The sequence below is a fragment of the uncultured Marinobacter sp. genome (assembly GCF_913055835.1).
In the GTDB taxonomy this organism is placed as follows: Bacteria; Pseudomonadota; Gammaproteobacteria; order Pseudomonadales; family Oleiphilaceae; genus Marinobacter.
The window spans coordinates 1-18540 of the sequence record NZ_CAJXKQ010000006.1 but is presented as its reverse complement, the minus strand read 5'-3'; the positions used below and the strand labels follow the sequence as shown (position 1 = coordinate 18540).

At 57.0% G+C, this 18540-nt stretch carries 16 protein-coding genes, 1 tRNA gene and 1 pseudogene; 5 read left to right on the top strand and 13 right to left on the bottom strand.

The features are described from left to right. Positions 1-196: 196 nt before the first annotated feature. Both QZ534_RS05345 and QZ534_RS05340 read right to left on the bottom strand, forming a co-directional pair. Positions 197-273, bottom strand: a tRNA-Asp gene (locus QZ534_RS05345). A gap of 138 nt (positions 274-411) precedes the next feature. Next, positions 412-1443 (bottom strand): AraC family transcriptional regulator, encoded by a 1032-nt coding sequence (locus QZ534_RS05340; RefSeq protein ID WP_296932244.1) that lies wholly within the window; start codon positions 1441-1443, stop codon positions 412-414. A gap of 282 nt (positions 1444-1725) precedes the next feature. On the opposite strand from QZ534_RS05340, the gene QZ534_RS05335 reads away from it, so the two are divergent. Next, complete coding sequence (locus tag QZ534_RS05335; protein WP_296932241.1) at positions 1726-2601, top strand: MaoC/PaaZ C-terminal domain-containing protein; 876 nt, start codon at positions 1726-1728, stop codon at positions 2599-2601. On the opposite strand, the gene QZ534_RS05330 is transcribed toward QZ534_RS05335, so the two are convergent. The 3 genes from QZ534_RS05330 to QZ534_RS05320 are packed head-to-tail and all read right to left on the bottom strand — an operon-like array spanning position 2598 to position 7301. After that, on the bottom strand, positions 2598-4181 hold the full coding sequence (locus tag QZ534_RS05330; protein ID WP_296932238.1) for a response regulator: 1584 nt from the start codon (positions 4179-4181) through the stop codon (positions 2598-2600). The two genes, QZ534_RS05335 and QZ534_RS05330, sit on opposite strands and share 4 nt — an antisense overlap. 45 nt (positions 4182-4226) lie before the next feature. Further along, positions 4227-4853: a response regulator FixJ gene (fixJ, locus tag QZ534_RS05325; RefSeq protein WP_008170525.1), complete on the bottom strand. Its 627-nt coding sequence runs from the start codon at positions 4851-4853 to the stop codon at positions 4227-4229. A gap of 39 nt (positions 4854-4892) precedes the next feature. Then, positions 4893-7301 carry an ATP-binding protein gene (locus QZ534_RS05320; RefSeq protein WP_296932235.1) on the bottom strand — a complete coding sequence of 803 codons (2409 nt, stop codon included), beginning with the start codon at positions 7299-7301 and terminating at the stop codon, positions 4893-4895. A 217-nt stretch (positions 7302-7518) separates the two neighbouring features. Here QZ534_RS05320 and QZ534_RS05315 point away from each other — a divergent pair, with 217 nt between their 5' ends. Beyond that, complete coding sequence (locus QZ534_RS05315) at positions 7519-7896, top strand: PilZ domain-containing protein (protein ID WP_296932232.1); 378 nt, start codon at positions 7519-7521, stop codon at positions 7894-7896. A gap of 13 nt (positions 7897-7909) precedes the next feature. Here the strand turns inward: QZ534_RS05315 and QZ534_RS05310 are convergent, their stop codons facing one another. Then, positions 7910-8380, bottom strand: a complete 471-nt coding sequence (locus QZ534_RS05310; protein ID WP_296932230.1) for a flavodoxin family protein — start codon at positions 8378-8380, stop codon at positions 7910-7912. A gap of 233 nt (positions 8381-8613) precedes the next feature. On the opposite strand from QZ534_RS05310, the gene QZ534_RS05305 reads away from it, so the two are divergent. Next, a complete protein-coding gene (locus tag QZ534_RS05305) occupies positions 8614-8871 on the top strand; it encodes a hypothetical protein (RefSeq protein ID WP_296932227.1) in 258 nt (85 codons plus the stop codon). On the opposite strand, the gene recA is transcribed toward QZ534_RS05305, so the two are convergent. Both recA and pncC read right to left on the bottom strand, forming a co-directional pair. Beyond that, positions 8868-9914: a recombinase RecA gene (gene recA, locus QZ534_RS05300; RefSeq protein ID WP_296932224.1), complete on the bottom strand. Its 1047-nt coding sequence runs from the start codon at positions 9912-9914 to the stop codon at positions 8868-8870. The two genes, QZ534_RS05305 and recA, sit on opposite strands and share 4 nt — an antisense overlap. 163 nt (positions 9915-10077) lie before the next feature. Beyond that, on the bottom strand, positions 10078-10578 hold the full coding sequence (gene pncC / locus QZ534_RS05295) for a nicotinamide-nucleotide amidase (protein ID WP_296932222.1): 501 nt from the start codon (positions 10576-10578) through the stop codon (positions 10078-10080). Positions 10579-10659: 81 nt separating this feature from the next. On the opposite strand from pncC, the gene mutS reads away from it, so the two are divergent. Then, on the top strand, positions 10660-13290 hold the full coding sequence (gene mutS / locus QZ534_RS05290; RefSeq protein WP_296932219.1) for a DNA mismatch repair protein MutS: 2631 nt from the start codon (positions 10660-10662) through the stop codon (positions 13288-13290). A gap of 150 nt (positions 13291-13440) precedes the next feature. After that, the gene (gene fdxA, locus QZ534_RS05285) at positions 13441-13764 is read left to right on the top strand and encodes a ferredoxin FdxA (RefSeq protein WP_088828887.1); all 324 of its coding nucleotides are present in this window, start codon (positions 13441-13443) and stop codon (positions 13762-13764) included. 73 nt (positions 13765-13837) lie between these two features. Here fdxA and QZ534_RS05280 read toward each other — a convergent pair whose 3' ends face one another. The 5 genes and pseudogenes from QZ534_RS05280 to QZ534_RS05260 form a co-directional block, all read right to left on the bottom strand. Then, entirely contained in the window at positions 13838-14476 is a 639-nt protein-coding gene (locus QZ534_RS05280; protein WP_296932216.1) for a LysE family translocator, read from the bottom strand. A gap of 55 nt (positions 14477-14531) precedes the next feature. Continuing rightward, the gene (locus tag QZ534_RS05275; RefSeq protein ID WP_296932213.1) at positions 14532-15566 is read right to left on the bottom strand and encodes a hypothetical protein; all 1035 of its coding nucleotides are present in this window, start codon (positions 15564-15566) and stop codon (positions 14532-14534) included. Between the two features lie 139 nt (positions 15567-15705). Continuing rightward, entirely contained in the window at positions 15706-16656 is a 951-nt protein-coding gene (locus QZ534_RS05270) for a DegV family protein (protein ID WP_296932210.1), read from the bottom strand. 110 nt (positions 16657-16766) lie between these two features. After that, complete coding sequence (locus tag QZ534_RS05265) at positions 16767-17600, bottom strand: metal-dependent hydrolase (protein WP_296932207.1); 834 nt, start codon at positions 17598-17600, stop codon at positions 16767-16769. A gap of 257 nt (positions 17601-17857) precedes the next feature. Continuing rightward, positions 17858-18540, bottom strand: a pseudogene (locus tag QZ534_RS05260) (xanthine/uracil/vitamin C permease); the annotation flags it as partial.

Sequence of the window (18540 nt, the reverse complement as noted above, 5' to 3'; positions counted from 1 at the left end):
TCGTCATCGTCCTCGCACTCCTCAAACTGGCTCTCGATCAACTCTTCTTCGTAATCCAGCATCGTCGCGTTCCTGTTTTTGAATTTTCAGGAACAGCCTAGAAGCTGTCGATGACAAAACGATGACAGTGGAAGCCTGTGGACAATCGTATTAGCTGAAGAGAATCTTCGAAGGACAAGGTTAAACGAGGGAAAAATGGCGGAGCGGACGGGACTCGAACCCGCGACCCCCGGCGTGACAGGCCGGTATTCTAACCAACTGAACTACCGCTCCGTGCGGGTCATCACAAATGGCCTCTGGAAGGCTTTGCATCCAGCGGAGTGAATGCTCTGTGACAACGAGGGCGCATTATAAAGAGGCGCCCTGTCATGTCAACGCTTTTTCTCAAAATATTTCAGAAAAAGCACCCTGTTACATGGCATCGACCATGGCATCCTTGCCCTGGGCGGTTTTGCGGTATTCAATCGGCGTCATACCGGACCAACGCTTGAATGCGCGATAGAAGGTACTGGGCTCGGAAAAGCCGGTGAGGTAGACAATTTCATCAATGGATTCGTCGGTCGTTGCCAGAAGCTGACGGGCCAGACGATAGCGAAAATCCGCCAGCACCTGATTGAAACTGGTCTCGGCTTCCGTAAGCCGGGTTCGCAGAGTCCGCGGTTTGATACCAAGCCGCTCAGCCACGGCATCCAGGGTGACCTCTCCGCTATCGAGGAGCTCTGCCACAATCCGTTCCACCTGACCAACGATATCCTTTTTCTCCAGTCGGGCGACCTGTTCGCTCGCGAATCGCTCATGCAAATCCAGCAGCTCCGGCTCTGCATGAGGTGAGGCATGGGATAGCAGCTTTGCCGGAAAATAAAGCCGATTTTCCGGCGCGCCGAAAGTGACATCACATCCGAGCACCTCGCGCACGTGGTCCTGGCCCTCAGAACGTTCATGCTCGAACTCGATGCGTGATGGGTAGAAATTGCCATCGGTGATAGACCGGAAAAAGGTAATCAATCCAAGCACAAAGCATTCATTGAAATGCCTCAGGCGACGGACATCATCAGACGCCGCATCCAGCACCATGCAGGCATCGTCACCCTCAATGAAAAAATCGGTGTTTGCCGCGTCACTCAGCAGACGCTGATAGTTCTGGGCCCGGCGCAGCCCCTCACCAAAGGTGGGGCTGCTAAGAAAAAGATATTCCAGCACCTGTCCCTTGTACGCAGGCAGTAACTGTCCAAGGTGCAGGCCCACATCGGGATCCCCGGAAACGTCCTCAACTGCCTGCCAGAAATACATCTGGGCGCTGTGGGGAGTTCGAAGCTGCTCGGTATAAACGTAGTTCTCATCCACACCCAGGCGAGTGAAGATGGCATCGGTATCGATTCCCTTCTTTTTCATCGCCTCATAAATCAGGCGCAACATCACTCCCGCGTCACGAAGTTCCTGCATAAGATTCCGCTTTTTATTGGTTTACTGCTGTGACCTTCCCGACAGCCATCGCGGCACGCCGGGTCAATGCCCGATCTGGAGGGATTTGCCAGACTCCAGAAGTTTTTCAGACTCCAGGGGCCTATGAATCGCACCCTGTTAGACAATCGTCTTATATTAGAGCATATCAGGCCACAGACGCCGAGTTGTACCAAAATGTAAAAAAAAGCATACCCTTTGCGACAAAGCTTTCTAACCAGGCAATGCCGGGATTCACGGTCCGGGCTGTGAAGGAGAAAACCAATGTCAGAGACTCTCGTCTACCACAACACGCCGCCCGCCCTATTACCGATGTATGGCAGAACACTGCTGCCAAAGCAGAAGCAAACCGGTAGCAGTATCAGCATCCCGGAACTCTCGGCGAGCTTGCTCGGTGTCAGTACCGCCGGCAGGAACCTCAAGCGCTACCAGCAGGTCTGCGGCTTCAAGGCCAACAGTCATCTGCCCGTCACCTGGCCTCACGTGCTGGCTTTCCCCCTGCACCTGAAGCTGCTCACCGAAAAAAGCTTTCCCCTGCCGCTGCTTGGGTTGGTACACCTGCGAAACACGATTACCCAGCACCGGCCAATCGGCACCGGAGAGAACCTTGACCTGCTGGTGAGCCTCGGCAATACCGTGAAAAGCGACAGGGGTGTGGAGTTCGATCTGATTACCCAGGCGCACTCGGCGGGCAGACTGATCTGGGAAGAAGCCAGTACGACGCTGTTCCGGCAACCGGACGCTGAGAGCAAGTCTTCCGGAAAGAAGGCGCCGCCGGAGCTAGAGCGTTATCCGAACACCGAGAACATGAAAGTACCCGAGTCCATTGGCCGGCAATATGCCCGTGTATCCGGTGACAGCAATCCGATCCACATGCACGCCCTGAGCGCCAGGGCATTCGGTTTTCCGAGGGCAATCGCCCATGGCATGTGGACCAAGGCCCACGCACTGGCACTACTGGAGCAACAGGAAGGCTGGAAAAGCGGCGCTCTGAGCGTCAGCTGCCAGTTCAAGAAACCGCTGTTTCTGCCCGGCACAGCCCAGCTCAATTGGCAAACGGGCGAAGAAGGCTGGGACTATCAGGTATTGAACGCCAAAGGCGATGCACCCCATCTGACAGGGCGCATCGACTGGCTCTAGCCTTGGGAAGCATCACCCTCCGGCGCGCAGGATGCCCCCTGGGCGCCGGCAACGGGTAGAGTAAAGTAGAAACAGGCGCCGCCATCGTCCGGGCGCTCGAAACCGATATCGCCACCCTGGGCCTGTATCAGGGAACGGCAGGTTGAGAGGCCTATCCCCATCCCTTCGTCCTTGGTGGTGAAGAACGGCAGGAACAGCTTCTCTTCAGCGTCTTCCGAGAGTCCGGTGCCATGGTCACGCACCTGGATTCGCACACAGGTGTCACCCTGCACACTTGCACTTACTTCGACGGGCGCACTGGAATCAATGCTGCTGGTGGCCTCCAAGGCATTGCGAATCAGGTTGAGCGCCACCTGCTGCACCTGAACGGGGTCTGCCAGAACGTCCGGCATGTCCTCAGGCACCGACAGCTCAATGGCACCCTTGTTGTTGCGCATATCCACTTCTGCAAACTGACGGGTATCTTCCAGCAATGCAGATACCGACAGCACTTCCTTCCCCGTGGCCGGCTTTTTCATGAACCGACGGATCCGTCGAATAATTTCACTGGCCCGATGGGACTGCGCCTCAATCTTGTCCAGAGTCTCCTGAAGCAGACCCATGTCCGCGTTTTCCTTTGCCATCATCCGCTTGGCAACGCGGGCATAATTGGTAATAGCTGTCAGCGGCTGGTTCACCTCATGGGCAACACCGGCGGCCATCTCACCCATGGTAGTCAGCCGGGAGGTATGAGCCAGCTGATCACGCTGCTCCTGAACCAGCTGCCTTGCATCCTCCAGCGCCTTTTCGTTGTCCAGTTCAGGGGTGATATCGCGGAAAACGACAACGGCACCGTGGAGCTCGTCGGAATCCAGTTTCGGGGTCGAGCGGTACTCTGCGGGAAAGCCGGTTCCATCGGCCCGCAGCATTCGGATATCCCTCTGACTCTCGGCCACACCCTGCTTACAGGTAGCCTTTACCGGGAGGCTGTCAGGATTGTCTTCGGCCGTGGCGAAGTGGGTTTCAAAGAAATTACGGCCAATCAATTCCTCCACCGGACAGCCAACAATCGATGCCGCCGCCGGATTGGCAAATTCGATAACGCCGTTCTCATCAAGGCCGTAGATGCCTTCGCTGATGGAATTGAGAATCCGGGCCTGATCACTCTGCAGCTCGCGATTGCGCGCCTGCAGCTCCCTTTCGAGGCGAATCACACTGGCGTGGGTTTTCACCCGTGCGATCACTTCCTGGGACTGGAAAGGTTTGGAAATGTAGTCGGCGCCTCCGAGAGAGAAGCCTTTTACCTTCGCCTGCAGGTCATCGAGCGCCGACAGGAAAACAACGGCACAGTCTGCCGTCTGGGGGTCGGCCTTGAGGCGTTCGCAGACTTCATAGCCATCCATCTCTGGCATCATGATATCCAGGAGAATCACTTCGGGCTGATGGCGGTGGGCAAGGTCGAGGGCTTTTTCGCCTTCGTTGGCAATGAGCAGCCGATAACCTTTGTCTTTCAGGGTCTCATAGAGGACTTTGAGGTTCTGCGGGTTGTCGTCCACGAGCAGAACCGTCACCTCCGAGTTCTCGCTGACAGCTTCAGTCATAAATGTCGGGCCGGTTAAAAAAGTAACCGTATGATGCCGCCGGGATCACCCCGCGTCGATAAGGTCCTTTACGGACAGGACCATACGAACGAGATGTGCCAGGGAATGGGTACCCATCTTGTGCATAACACGGGAACGGTGGATCTCTACCGTGCGCTGGCTGATCTCCAGCTCAATGGCAATCACCTTGTTGGCCTGGCCGGCAATCATCCGGTCCATGATCTCGTGTTCCCGGGGTGTCAGGCTCTTGATGCGGCGGATGATCTCCTGTTTCTCATCCAGGGACTTCCGCTGCTCAAGATCCTGCTTGAGAGCCGCCTCGATTTTCTCCAGCAGCGCCTCCTCGCGGTATGGCTTCTGGATGAAGTCCACGGCGCCCTCTTTCATGGCATCGACAGCCATTGGCACGTCACCGTGGCCGGTCACAAAGATGATTGGCAGAATGGAGTGCTTTTCGTTCAGTTTTTTCTGGAGCTCCATACCATCCATGCCGGGCATGCGGATATCCAGCACAATGCAGCCTGCCATCTTGTCGGAATAATCCTTCAGGAAAGCAGTGGCACTCTCATAGGTCTTGACCGGCTTGCCGTCGGATTTCAGCAGCAGCTCCAGGGAATCGCGGACTGCTTCATCGTCCTCTACAACGTACACGGTTTGCTGGATATCAGTCATGGGTGTGTTCTCTCCTGTCCGTTTTCTTATCATCGCCGGTCAGTGAATTGACGGGTCTTTATGGTCGTCACGGGCGTGTTCCTGGCGCTCGTGTTCCCGCATTTTTTCAAGTCGTTGCTGGATAATGCCAAAAACGCTCTGCTTCGGGTACCTGCCTTTGTCATCGGCCTTGCCCGCCGGCTTGCCAAGCAGGAGGGTAATGGCCTCTTCAACGCGGGCAACCGCGTACACCGAGAACTGCCCCGCGCGCACTGCCTGCACCACTTCACTGTCGAGCATCAGGTTCTGCACATTGGTGGCTGGCACAATGACACCCTGAGTGCCCGATAGACCGCCCTTGAGCTGACAGGTACTGAAAAAGCCTTCTACTTTTTCATTCACACCGCCGATGGGCTGAACCTCCCCGAACTGGTTGACGGACCCTGTAATCGCAAGATCCTGGCGCACCGGAATACCGGACAGGGAAGACACCAGGGCACACAACTCCGCCAGAGAGGCACTGTCACCATCAACCTCTCCATAGTTCTGCTCGAAAGTCAGGCTGGCCGACAGATGCATTGGATCGTTAACCGCAAAATGGGAGGCGAGCCACGAGCTCAGAATCATCACGCCCTTGGAGTGTATATTGCCGCCGAGCTTCACATCACGTTCTATATCCATCACCGCGCCATCTCCATAATAGCAGGTAGCCGTGACACGGTTGGAAAGGCCGAATTCGAACCCGCCCGTGGACAGTACCGACAGCGCATTGACCTGGCCAACACACTTGCCACTGGTAGTTACGAGCGTCGAGCCATCACGGATGGAATCGTAGAACTGATCCCTTATCCGACTACTACGGTACTTCGCACTTTCCAGCGCTCGTTCCACATGCAGATCCTGAATCAGCTTCGCACCAGCCTGCCGGGCCCAGAAATCGGATTCCCGCAGCAAATTGGCAATATCGGCCGCATGCAGGGACAACCGATCCTGATGGTCGGCCATTCGGGCGCTGTGCTCAATGACCCGGGCAACCGCCTTATTGGTGCAGTGCAGCAGTTTCTTCTCACTCACCAGGCTGGCAATGAACTTGGCATAGAGCAGTTGACTGTCATCGGAACGGTACATCTCGTTCTCGAAATCCGCTGTGACCCGGAACAGTTCGGCAAACTCGGAATCGTATTCCTGCAGCAACATCCAGGTTTCACGATCACCGAACAAAACAATCTTGACGTCCAAGGGAACCGACTCAGGTTCAATTGAGATAGTGCCGGACAGCGTGAGTTCCCGTTCCAGGGAATTTATCTGTATGGACTTCGACCGCAGGGCACGCTTGAGGCCGTCCCACACGAAGGACTGTTCCAGAACCTTGATAGCATCCATCAGCAAATAGCCGCCGTTGGCCCGGTGCAGGCTGCCGGGGCGAATCAGGGAGAAATCCGTGAACACCGTGCCCTTGTAGGTAACGTTTTCGACGTAGCCAAACAGGTTGTGGTAGGTGGGGTTGTCTTCCACCACCACGGGCACCTCGTTCGTCTTCTGGTGCACCAGTACATTAACCAGATAACGGCGCGGCATTTTCTTGTCGAGCGAGGCGTAGGCAATGGCAGCCTGCTCCTCATTGTCATCGAGGAATATCTCCAGGTTCTCCACCAGGTCGGCGCGAACCGCCTCAAAGTAGGCGACCACATCCGGCAGGTCCTTGTACTTCTCGATCAACTCATCAATCTGGTGGCCAGAAATACTCTCGAGAGTTTCCTGGTTCAGCGCCTGTTGCTTATCGGCATACTCCTGCTCCCAGTCCGCCAGTTTGCGCAGGGCCTGGCGAAGCTTTTTCTCAAGCTTGTTGATCGCGTCTTCAAATTTGTCACGTTGCTCATCAGTAAGAGCCTGGAACGATTCTGCGGTATGGGGCTCGTCACCGTTCATGGCCACCAGCCGGTAACCACCCGGCGTGGTGACCGTCAGGCTGACCTTTTTGCGTCGCGCCTGGGCTGCCACTTTCTCGAGCTCATCTTCCTGCTTTTTGCCGTATTCGTTCTTCAACTGTTCCGAGCGCTCAAGGAAACTGTCGCTGTCAAAGGTCTGAGGAATCACCTTCACCAGGCGACTCATCAGCTTTTCCATATCCTGCTTGAGCTGGGTGCCTTTTCCCGCCGGCAACTGCAACAGCTTTGGAATACGCGGCTCCTCGAAGTTGGCCACATAGCACCAGTCATGGCTCTGCTGATCCGTGTCCACATGGTGCTCAAGGTAGCGCAACATCATGGTGCGCTTGCCCAGGCCATTTCGGCCAACGGCATAGACGTTGTAGCCGCCATGGGGCATTGCCAGGGCAAAACGCACGGCTTCCTGGGCGCGGTTCTGGCCGACGATTTCAGCAAGAGGCTCCAGTTGCTTGGTAGTTTTGAACGGCAGATCTTTCAGAACACAGGCTTTGTAAAGCTGGTGCAGAGACAGTGACTTCAAGGTTTGGTCCTGTAACGGTTAACACATTGGCCGGTCATTGTAGATTCTGCGGTCGGCTCTGTCGCGTTCGGCACGAAGATTTCTGGAGTTGCGCACAGCGCGCAGGAATTTGTTAGGCAGTTCACAAATCCGTAGCCGTTCATTTTTCAACCAGCCGTTCCGGAACTACACTTCATCTCCCAACCATAAATACAATGCACGCAACGGACGCCAGCGTATGACCAGTGATTCCGCCGAACGCAGAATCAAGGATCGTTACCCCGCCTCCTGCCTGAAGGTTCAGCTCCGGGAGCGTGGCTTCTTTGGTCGGGGCAAGCAGCCCACGCCAGTAACCTGCCTGGACCTCAACCGCTACGGTATGGCTGTTCTCTGCCCCAGACCGGTGGAACCCGGGGCCCGCCTGTTCATGGATTTCGACGGCAAATACATCAGCGAATCGCGGGTTTGCGCCCGGGTGGTGGAGTGTCAACCTTACCAGGCGGGGTATCGCGTCAGCGTCCAGTTCAGCTATTGCCGGGACAAAAAAGGCTATTCGCGCACCGTCGACAATGCTCTCTCCCGCATCGAAGGCTTCTACAACCGGTTTGCCAGCTGATCGGGCTACGGGCTCACACCAACCCCGCGTCAAGGCTGGCAGCGACGTACATCCCTAACTCACGACACTGATCTTCAAACTCATCGCGGTACTCACCCCTACAGATCAGAGGCTCCTGTATCAGCTTCCAGCGCAGACCGGTCGTAATGCTTTCAATTGCCCGATTGGTGCCCGTGCCGTCATGGCCGGCCCGGATGTAATAAGCAAAGGGCAACCCCTGGGTTTTCTCGAGGCAGGGGTAGTAGCTGCGGTCGAAGAAGTCCTTCAGGGCCCCACTCATATACCCGAGATTTTCAGTGGTGCCCAGAATGATAGCGTCGCAGGCCAGAATGTCTTCAGGCCCCGCGTCCAGAGGTGCCATTACCTTGACTTCGACGCTTTCGATGTCTTCATGGCGGGCGCCCTGCTCAGCCGCTTCCCTGAGCTTGAGAGTATTCGGGGAAGGGACATGAGCGACGATCAATAATCTCTTTTTTGCTTCCATACCGACTCTGATGTGTATCTGAAGAGCAAAGAAACCGAGTACTCACAGAGTATGAATTCATTGTGGCACCACCTCAAACCAGAGGAACGGGCAGCAAGCACAGATGATCACTAATTGAGCAGCACAGAGACGAAATTAAGAGATCTGTTACGAGAACATTTAAACCATCTGAACGGATACCCTGCAAAGACTCCTGCTTACTATGGACTGGACAGTCAAAGGAGGAGAAATCGATGCGTTTTCCCAACAGCAAAAAACTGCAGACTCTCTATCGTCAAATGAAATACAGGAGGTGGATCAGAAGCCAACTGGAGCAGGCCGGCGGCGCAGATTACCTCAGGCGCCTGGAAACCGATATCGGTGCCGAACCGGGCCACTTCAGAAGAGAGCTGGAAAAAAGACTGATATCCAAAAGGAAAGCCAAAGGCAGCGATGGCGCGGCAGGTCTGGATCTACACCTGCCGCCCCTGACATCGCTGAGGAAGGTTTAGAGCAGCTCGCCGTTCGCTTCTGCGGGCGCCTCTTCAGCCTCTTTCTTTGAGACCGGCTTGGGCATCAGCTTTTCGCGGACCTTGGCTTCAATCTCATTGGCAATGTCCATGTTTTCTTCCAGGAACTTGCAGGCGTTCGCCTTGCCCTGGCCGATCTTGTCGCCGTTGTAGGCGTACCACGCACCGGACTTGTCCACGAAGCCTTCCTTGACGCCCATGTCGAGCACTTCGGCCATGTGGTAGATGCCCTTGCCGTACATAATCTGGAACTCGGCCTGCTTGAACGGCGGGGACACCTTGTTCTTGACCACTTTCACGCGGGTCTCGTTACCCACCACCTCATCGCCATCTTTCACGGAACCGATGCGGCGGATATCAAGGCGAACGGAGGAATAGAATTTCAGGGCGTTACCGCCGGTGGTGGTTTCCGGCGAGCCGAACATGACGCCGATCTTCATACGGATCTGGTTGATGAAGATCATCAGGCAGTTGGCATGCTTGACGTTACCCGTCAGTTTCCGCAGCGCCTGGGACATCAAACGCGCCTGGAGGCCAACGTGGCTGTCGCCCATTTCACCCTCGATCTCCGCTTTCGGCGTCAGGGCCGCCACGGAGTCAACGATGATCACGTCAACCGCATTGGAACGCACCAGCATATCGGCGATTTCCAGGGCCTGTTCACCGGTGTCCGGCTGGGAAACCAGCAGATCATCCACATTCACGCCCAGCTTCTCGGCATACACCGGGTCGAGGGCGTGCTCGGCATCGACAAACGCGCAGGTTTTGCCCGCCTTCTGTGCCTCGGCAATCACCTGCAGGGTAAGCGTGGTTTTACCGGAACTCTCCGGACCGTAGATTTCACAGATTCGACCGTAAGGAAGACCACCAATACCCAGGGCAACGTCCAGGCCCAGGGAACCGGTGGATACCGCAGGGATGGCTTCGCGGGGCTGATCGCCCATTTTCATGACAGCGCCCTTGCCAAACTGGCGCTCGATCTGCCCAAGTGCTGCGCTTAATGCTTTCTTGCGGTTGTCTTCCATCAGTGCAAACCCTCTGTCGCCCGGGCCGCCGGCCTCAAAAGAGGACGGCAGCGAAATAGTGGATCGGGAATCCGTACAGCTTGACCAGCCAATTCCCTGTATATTTGAACAGTATTAAAACATAACCCGCAAAGGAGACCAACCCCTCCGGATGTGAAAGCCGTCAGACTTCGCCCACGAAATCGCTAACCCCTTGAAGGGCAAAGAGAACGGCTTGCCGGCGAACCTGATCACGGTCGCCCTCAAAGTGTTTCACCACGGCCACGGTGGAGGCCGGGCTGCTGCCCCAGGCAAACCAGACGGTGCCCACAGGCTTGTCTTCACTGCCACCGCCGGGCCCGGCCACACCACTGATGGCTACGGCAACGTCAGCATCTGTTGCCACCAGGGCGCCAGCGACCATCTCCCGCACCACCGGTTCGCTGACCGCTCCGTGTTCATCCAGGGATTTTCGGGTCACGCCCAGCAAACCCTGCTTGGCTTCGTTGCTGTAGGTTACCAACCCGCCAAGCACATAGGCCGAGGACCCCGCCCGGTCGGTCAGCACCTTGGCAACCCAGCCGCCGGTACAACTCTCTGCCGTAGCCACCGTACGACCGGTTCGCAGCAGACGTTCACCCAGGCGATTGCCTGCCTCTTCCAATTCCTGATCGCTGGCCAGCATAATGACCTCCTTCATTTCATCGCGGCGGTTATTTTCTTACAATTCACGCCTTCATCCAAAGCAAGGCTACCGGACCCGTTCATGTCAGCAGCTCAGACCGATCTTTCCAAGCACACCCCGATGATGCAGCAATACCTGAAGATCAAGGGCCAACACCCCAATGAACTGGTGTTCTACCGCATGGGGGATTTCTACGAGCTGTTTTACGAAGACGCCAAGAAAGCGGCCGAGCTAATGGACATCACCCTCACGGCCCGGGGCCAGTCCGGGGGCAACCCGATCCCCATGGCCGGTATCCCGTACCATTCCTCTGAGGGTTACATTGCCCGGCTGGTTCGGGCAGGTCAATCCATCGCCATCTGCGAACAGATCGGTGACCCGGCCACCAGCAAGGGACCGGTTGAGCGCCAGGTGGTACGGATCGTCACACCGGGTACTCTGAGTGACGATGCCTACCTGGAGGATCGCAGGGACAACCTGCTGGTTGCCATCTATAACCACCGGGAGCAGTTCGGTTTTGCCTCGCTCGATATTTCCAGCGGCCGTTTTGCCGTTTCAGAACTGGAAAATCTGGAAGCCCTGCAGGGGGAGCTCCAACGCCTGCGCCCTGCGGAAATTCTGATCAGCGAGGATTTTCCCTACGAAGACATTCTGGAGGGCTTCACAGGCATTCGCCGTCAGGGCCCCTGGTTGTTCGAATCTGATACGGCACGCCGGGTGATCACCCAGCAACTCCAGGTGAGGGATCTGACCGGTTTTGGCTGCGAAGACCTCAATCTGGCCGTCTGCGCCGCCGGCTGTCTGCTCCAGTATGCCAAAGAAACCCAGCGCACCGCCCTGCCCCATATTCGCAAGCTGACCCGCGAACGCCGGGATGAGGCGGTGATCCTGGATGCCGCCAGCCGACGCAATCTGGAAATCGACACGAACCTGATGGGCGGCCACCAGTACACCCTGGCCTGGGTCATGGACCGCTCCGCCACGGCCATGGGTGGCCGAGAGCTTCGCCGCTGGCTGAACCGCCCGCTGCGCGACGTGGAGATTGTCCGTCAACGCCAACAGGCGGTTTCGGCGCTCCTGGACGGGTTTCACTACGAGCCAGTACATGACCTTCTGAAAACCGTTGGCGACATTGAGCGTGTACTGGCCCGCGTCGCCCTTCGGTCAGCGCGCCCTCGAGACCTGGCACGCCTACGCGATGCTTTCCAGGCCCTGCCAGACCTGCAGGAAGCCCTGAAACCGGTCAACTCCCATCATGTCGTCAAACTGGCCACCATCATTGGCGAATACCCGGAACTGGCCGACCTGCTGGAGCGGTCCATCATCGACAATCCTCCGGTGGTGATCCGCGATGGCGGCGTTATCCGGGAAGGCTTCGACGAAGAGTTGGACGAACTGCGCAACATAAGCGAGAACGCCGGCCAGTACCTGCTGGACGTAGAAACCCGGGAGCGCGACCGCACCGGCATCAGCACCCTGAAGGTGGGTTACAACCGGGTCCACGGCTATTACATCGAAATCAGCCGGGCCCAGTCGGACCAGGCGCCGGTAGATTACATTCGCCGGCAAACCCTGAAAAATGCCGAGCGGTTCATTACACCGGAACTGAAAGAGTTCGAAGACAAGGCACTGAGCGCCAAAAGCCGGGCGCTGGCCCGGGAAAAAGGCCTGTATGACGAAGTGCTGGAAACCGTAGCGGGCCAGCTGGCGCCCCTTCAAGATGCCGCTCAGGCACTGGCCGAGCTGGATGTGCTCAGCAACTTTGCAGAACGGGCCACTTCTCTGCGCTTTTCGGCGCCGGAATTCAGCGAATCCCCGGGTTTTGACATCGAGGAGGGCCGCCATCCGGTCGTTGAACAGTTGCTGGATGAGCCCTTCGTACCCAATGATCTGTTAATGGACACCCAGCGCCGCATGCTGGTGATCACCGGCCCCAACATGGGCGGTAAGTCCACCTACATGCGCCAGGCCGCACTGATTGCTCTGCTTGCCTACACTGGCAGCTTCGTGCCCGCCAACCGGGCGGTTGTCGGCCCCGTGGACCGCATTTTCACCCGTATGGGCTCCTCGGACGACATTGCCGGCGGCCGCTCCACCTTCATGGTGGAAATGACCGAAACCGCCAACATCCTGCACAACGCCACCGAACACAGCCTGGTACTGATGGACGAGGTGGGTCGCGGCACCAGCACCTTTGATGGCCTGTCCCTGGCCTGGGCCACAGCCGAGCACCTGGCCCGGGAGATCCGCTGCTACACCCTGTTTGCCACCCACTATTTCGAGCTGACTCAACTGGCCGATGAGCTGCAGCATGCCGTTAACGTGCACCTCACGGCCACCGAGCACGACGACAGCATCGTGTTCCTGCATAACGTGCACGATGGCCCGGCAAGCCAGAGCTACGGGCTTCAAGTGGCCAAACTGGCAGGCGTACCCCAGGATGTGATCCGTAACGCCAAGACCCAGCTGTCACATCTTGAGGGCAGTGCATCACCTGCTGCGCCCGCAGCCACGGCCGGAACCCGGGACAAAGATTCCCCCCGGGCCAAACCCGCGCCCCAGGTTAATGAAACCGTCTATCAGGGCGACATGTTCGCAAGCCTTGAGCCCAGCGCCGTGGAAGAGGCCCTTAAAGAGATGGACCTCGACGGGCTTACCCCCCGGGAAGCCATGAACCAGCTTTACGAGCTGAAGGCGCTGATGAAGAAATAGCTAAGAATTGATCTGTGTAATAAGGTTATAGCAGTCGAACGCTTGCGGCTGTGCGGGTCGCTCCCTACAATATCGCGCACTAAAATATAACGGCGGCGCCAGACGGCGCTCCTGATGAGACTGACCGACCACTGGACCAGGGATCTGACTATGGCGTTTATCGTTACTGATAACTGCATCAAGTGTAAATACACAGACTGCGTGGAAGTCTGTCCGGTAGACTGCTTCTACGAAGGACCGAACTTTCTGGTAATCGACCCGGACGAATGTATCGACTGCGCCCTGTGCGAGCCAGAGTGCCCGGCCGAAGCCATTTTCTCGGAAGACGAGCTGCCTGCCGACCAGGTCCAGTTTGTGGAGCTGAATGCCGAGCTGGCCGCGAAATGGCCGAACATCACCGAAAAGAAAGATCCGCTGCCAGACGCCGAAGAATGGGATGGCAAGCCGAACAAGCTGCAGTATCTGGAAAAGTAAGACTTCAGAGCTGGGATCAGAAAAGGGAAGCTGCGGCTTCCCTTTTTCTTTGCCTGAAGGTAACCGGGTGGCCTCAGGTACTGGCCAGCTTGGCACCCATGGCCACGAAGAACCCGCCGGTCAGCCCGTTGAGCATCCGCTTCGTCCGCGCGTTCATGCCAAGACTCCGGAAGGTGACGACCACCCAGGCCAGGCCGCACTGCCACAGCATGGCCAGCAGAAAATGAACGCCTGCCAACATCAGAGACTGCTGAAAGGCGTTGCCGGCAGGATCCACAAACTGTGGTAGCAGGGCCATATAGAACAGCGCTGTCTTCGGATTCAGAACGTTGGACAACAGCCCCTCACGGAACGACGCCAGCATGGTGACCTTCCTGCGAGCAACCTTTTCCTCTTTGACCTCGGGTGCGTTACCCCGGCGAAGGGCCTGGCGCAGTGAACCGACACCCAACCACACCAGGTAGCAGGCGCCCGCCCACTTGAGGGCGGAAAACGCCCAGGCGGTTTCCACCAGAAGAAGAGAAATGCCCAGAGCCGAGAGCGTGGCATGGATGAACAGCCCGCTACAGATACCAACGCTGGTGACACAGCCATCCCGCAAACCACCCCGGCCGGTATTGCGCATCACCAGCAGGGTATCCACACCCGGTGTGATAGTAAGCAGGGTTATGGCCATGAGATAGGCCCAGAACAGATCCGATATCAAAATCATCCCCTCAAAAACTCTTCAACGAAACCCTTCAGAGCCCCGACTGCCAAGGATGAGTTCAGGCCTCCTGTTGGAGAATCTTGCGCGCGGCGGCGGATTTGTAGAACGGTGCAAGTCGCCGGCGAATCAAGGCCTCAACATAGCCCTCTTCACGCAATACGTCTATAACCGGAATTGCGTAGGCGTCGATCTCCGCCATGACAACTTCACGGCTTACGCCCATATCGCCCAACAGATCTGTGAGCGGACGTTCGCCATATTTGTCGAACAGGTGAGAGACCACTGCCCTCGCGCAGCCCTCGAAGTAAGGAGTCTTCCGGAACTGCAACCAGAACTCATAACCGAGCACGACAAACTCCTGCAGCTCGACGTCGCCGAGCCCCTCGTGCAGCTCGGAGATCGTGCGGTCCTCCAGTGACACCCAGGCCGCCATCACGCTATCCCGGAGCTCTTCGTCTGAGAGGGCGCTATGCAGGAACTGCTCACTGCGGCTAATCAGGCCGGGAAGGCTGTCAGACAGCCAGGCCTTGAGGCGGCGTTCAAAGGTTTCATCCAGCCCCGGAACGGCCCTGTTGGCCATGCGCTTACCGAACTTCATCATTGAACCGACGCCCGGAACAGACTTGGTGATCAGGTTATCCTCGTAAAGGTAATTCACCAACCCGTGGTATACCACATTGGACACCAGCTCCTGATAAACCGGGTGTGCCATGATTTCGCTGATCACCCGCTCCCGTTGCTGCCGGAGTTCAAGAACCTCCTCCAGAAAGCCGGTGGCCTGTTCGCGGGTGATGATTTCGCCCAGGGTGGTCTGTGACTGCACATCGGCATTGAGCACCTCGGTTGCCATTTCGGCGGCCAGCTCGGGAATACCTGCATCCAGCTCCATATCCATAACAATGCGCTGGATAACGCCCATCACCTGCTCTTCGGATGTGATCCGGTTCAGGGTAATCTCACCGGCATAGCCCCATAGCTCATCCAGCTCCTGCTCCAGAAATTTGCGCAGCTTCGCGCCCTTGAGGGAGGCCAGTTCATGCTTGACGTGCTGTTCCAGCAGCTGGTTGGCGAGATCCGTTTTGCCTTGGGTCATGGCGTCAGTTGTCCTGTTGTTGAAATGAAACACACTGACCAGAGGCTAACACGAAGTACAGGCTGGCAGGTTTGCCAAAACTACAGGCGGGAGGCTGCGGCCGGGCCAGTCCGGTTCAGCCGCGAACTCTGTTCGAACATCACTGAAAATCGTTGAAACTGTGAGGTTCCGCGGCGAGAGCCAGACACAGACTGCCGGGGCCAACGTAGATACTACTGGTAATACCCATCTGGGACAGCAGAAGTTCGACACCGTTGCGCTCGCAGGCATCCCGCAGACGGTTGAGCCCGGGCAGATCCTCAATCTCGGTCCAGGTCAGGCCACAGGAAAGACTCACGTAGGGCGTCAGGAGCCCGGCTTCCACACGGGCAGCGGCATAGTTCATCACCTTTTCCACCGCCACATCGAAACTTCGGGTTTTGGCCGCCGGCTGGCCTTCAGCCCCCTGTCCGAAGATTACCGGGGTAATGTTCAGTGCCTTGCCAAGAAAAGCCACCAATGCCGACACACTCTTGTCACCACGACGCCTTGCCCGCTCACGGATGTAATGCAAATCCCGCGGAATCACGCAGGTGTAGATCTTGTCGCTGAAGGTTTCAACCTCATGGCGCAGGGCGTTCTTGGAAACCTTCTGGTCAATCAGTTTGAGGGTGTGAGCAGCCAGCAGGCCCTGGCCGGCGAAGATCTGCTTGCTGTCGATCACCCGCATAAAAAAGCGGCCATCGCGCCCGGCGGCCTGCCGCGCCCCTTCATAATTCGCCAGAACACTGTTCATGGCTTCGGTGGCATTCTGGAAAATCAGGCTTCGGGTTTTTGTGACGGTCTCGCAGATCGCGACATCAAACTGGGTGACGATTTTCTCCATGAACAGATCGTGGATCTGTTCGGCGGTGAAGGCACGGGTTTCAGCCTGATGACCTTTTTGTAGCAGACCACTCTGGTAAAACTCCTGGGTCCGAACCGGGTCGTGTTCGTCTATGTAGGTCTGGCCGTCGATTACAGCGGTTACCGGGAGGATGAACAGGTCGTGCTTGCGGCTGAATTCATAGGGTAAGTCGCACGCAGAATCGACGATCAAACCAACTCGCATGGTGGGCCTCCAGCTCCGGGCAGCTTCTCGACCGGAAGCCCCCTTTATTGTCGTTATTCTTTATGCCGCACAGTTTTACACACCGCGGTCAGAATTTCAGCAACCCGGCTTTATCGTGCAGCCGATGTCATATCCAGCTCACGAAGATTTCGTTCGAGTAGCTCGCGGTTGTCCTGCTGCCAGGGATGAAAGCCTTTACGGAAATAGGCCAGGAATTCCGGCAGGCACTTGCGAAGCACGCCGGGCTTGCCCCAGAGGAAATTGAGCCCGCCAATCCAGGTGCGCAGGCTCCAGAGCTTGCCATCGGCCTTCAGCAGGCTGCAGGTGTTGAGAAAGGTGTACTTGAAGAAATTCCAGGTCACGAAGAGGAAGACAATCCGGCGCAGCCGTTCGTTGCCAACACATTCCCGATAAACATCGAAGGCCACGGATTTGTGTTCGGTTTCTTCAATGGCATGCCAGCGCCAGAGTTTCGCCATGGCCGGCGTGGCTCCCTCCATCCACTCGGGATGGCTCAGTATGGCGTTGGCCAGAACCGCGGTGTAATGCTCGGCACCACAGGTACCCGCCAGCTGGCGGCTCGGCGGCAGGTTGCCCACCCACTCCATGTGTTTCTGGAACCGCCGGTCCAGGGCATCAATATCGTACCCCCTGGCCTTCAGGGCTTCGTTGTAGTCCTTGTGCTCACGGCTGTGCAGAGCTTCCTGACCAATAAAGCCGCGAATCTCCGCTTTCAGCTTGGGATCCTCAATCTGATCCCGATAAAGGCGCACCGCGTTAATGAACTGCTGTTCGCCGTCTGGAAACTGCAGGGAGAGCGCGTTGAAAAACGCTGTCCGAAAGGCGTCGTTACCATGCCAGAGCGTTTTCAGGTCTTCACTGACATCGAACCGCAGATGCCTCGGCTCAACGGACACACCCTCGGGTGTGGAGCTGATGGTCATGACTGCCTCCTGTTTTTGTAGTGTTGTTATCAGCAATGAACAGCGGACAAAAATTCATCAGTCAGAGCAGTTTAAACCCGGAAACCAGGCGGAAGGAATACTTCAGAAGGAAAAATTGGACAAATTGTCACGAAATGACATTCTGTCAACGTCCGGACTTCGAGAAAAAATAGAAGGCATAAAAAAGGGAGGCACGAGGCCTCCCAAGGACACACAGGGGGTCAGCGTCTCCCGGTGCAGAGCCGGAAGACGCAGGTTTAGTGCTCTTCTGCGGCTTTCACGCCCGGCGCTTCCGGGTCGGCCGTAAAGCCAAGCAATTTGGTACGTTCAATCAGAAAATAGAGGACAGCACCGGTGGCCAGGCCCCAGCCTGCTCCGTAGACCGCCAGGACCACACCCATAGTGCCGGCAATGCCACGCTCGGTGTTATTCTCCAGCTGCTCCAGCCCCACCATCAGACAGATATAGCCGGTCAACAGCAGGGTCAGTGACAGGGCGATAGGCAGCACGGGCTGGAAGAAACTGACCAGGGGCAGCACAAACAGGGCGATGAAGCCGGTAATCCAGAAAGTGCCACCGCCACTGTAGATAGAGTCCATGGCATTTCGACCGTACTTGTAACGCTCGGCCATGGTGGCTGTGACGGCCGTCCAGATCGGCCCGGCGAGGCCCGGGTATGGCGCAAAGAAAGCGTGGCCACCATTGCGGATGGCGGTTACCAGGTGCACCCGGTCGATGCTGTTGTCGATGTCTTCATCTTTACGCAGGTGGTCAACCCGGTTCATCAGAGACTGGCCCACCACGATGTCGCCGAAGGCAATCACATAGGCGATCACGGCCGTGGGAATGGCGTAGAGGAATACGTTGGCATCCGGGAAACCGACCGCGAACGGCAGGTAGTTCCACAGCTCATCAAACGCTGGCTTGGTGATGCCCCACT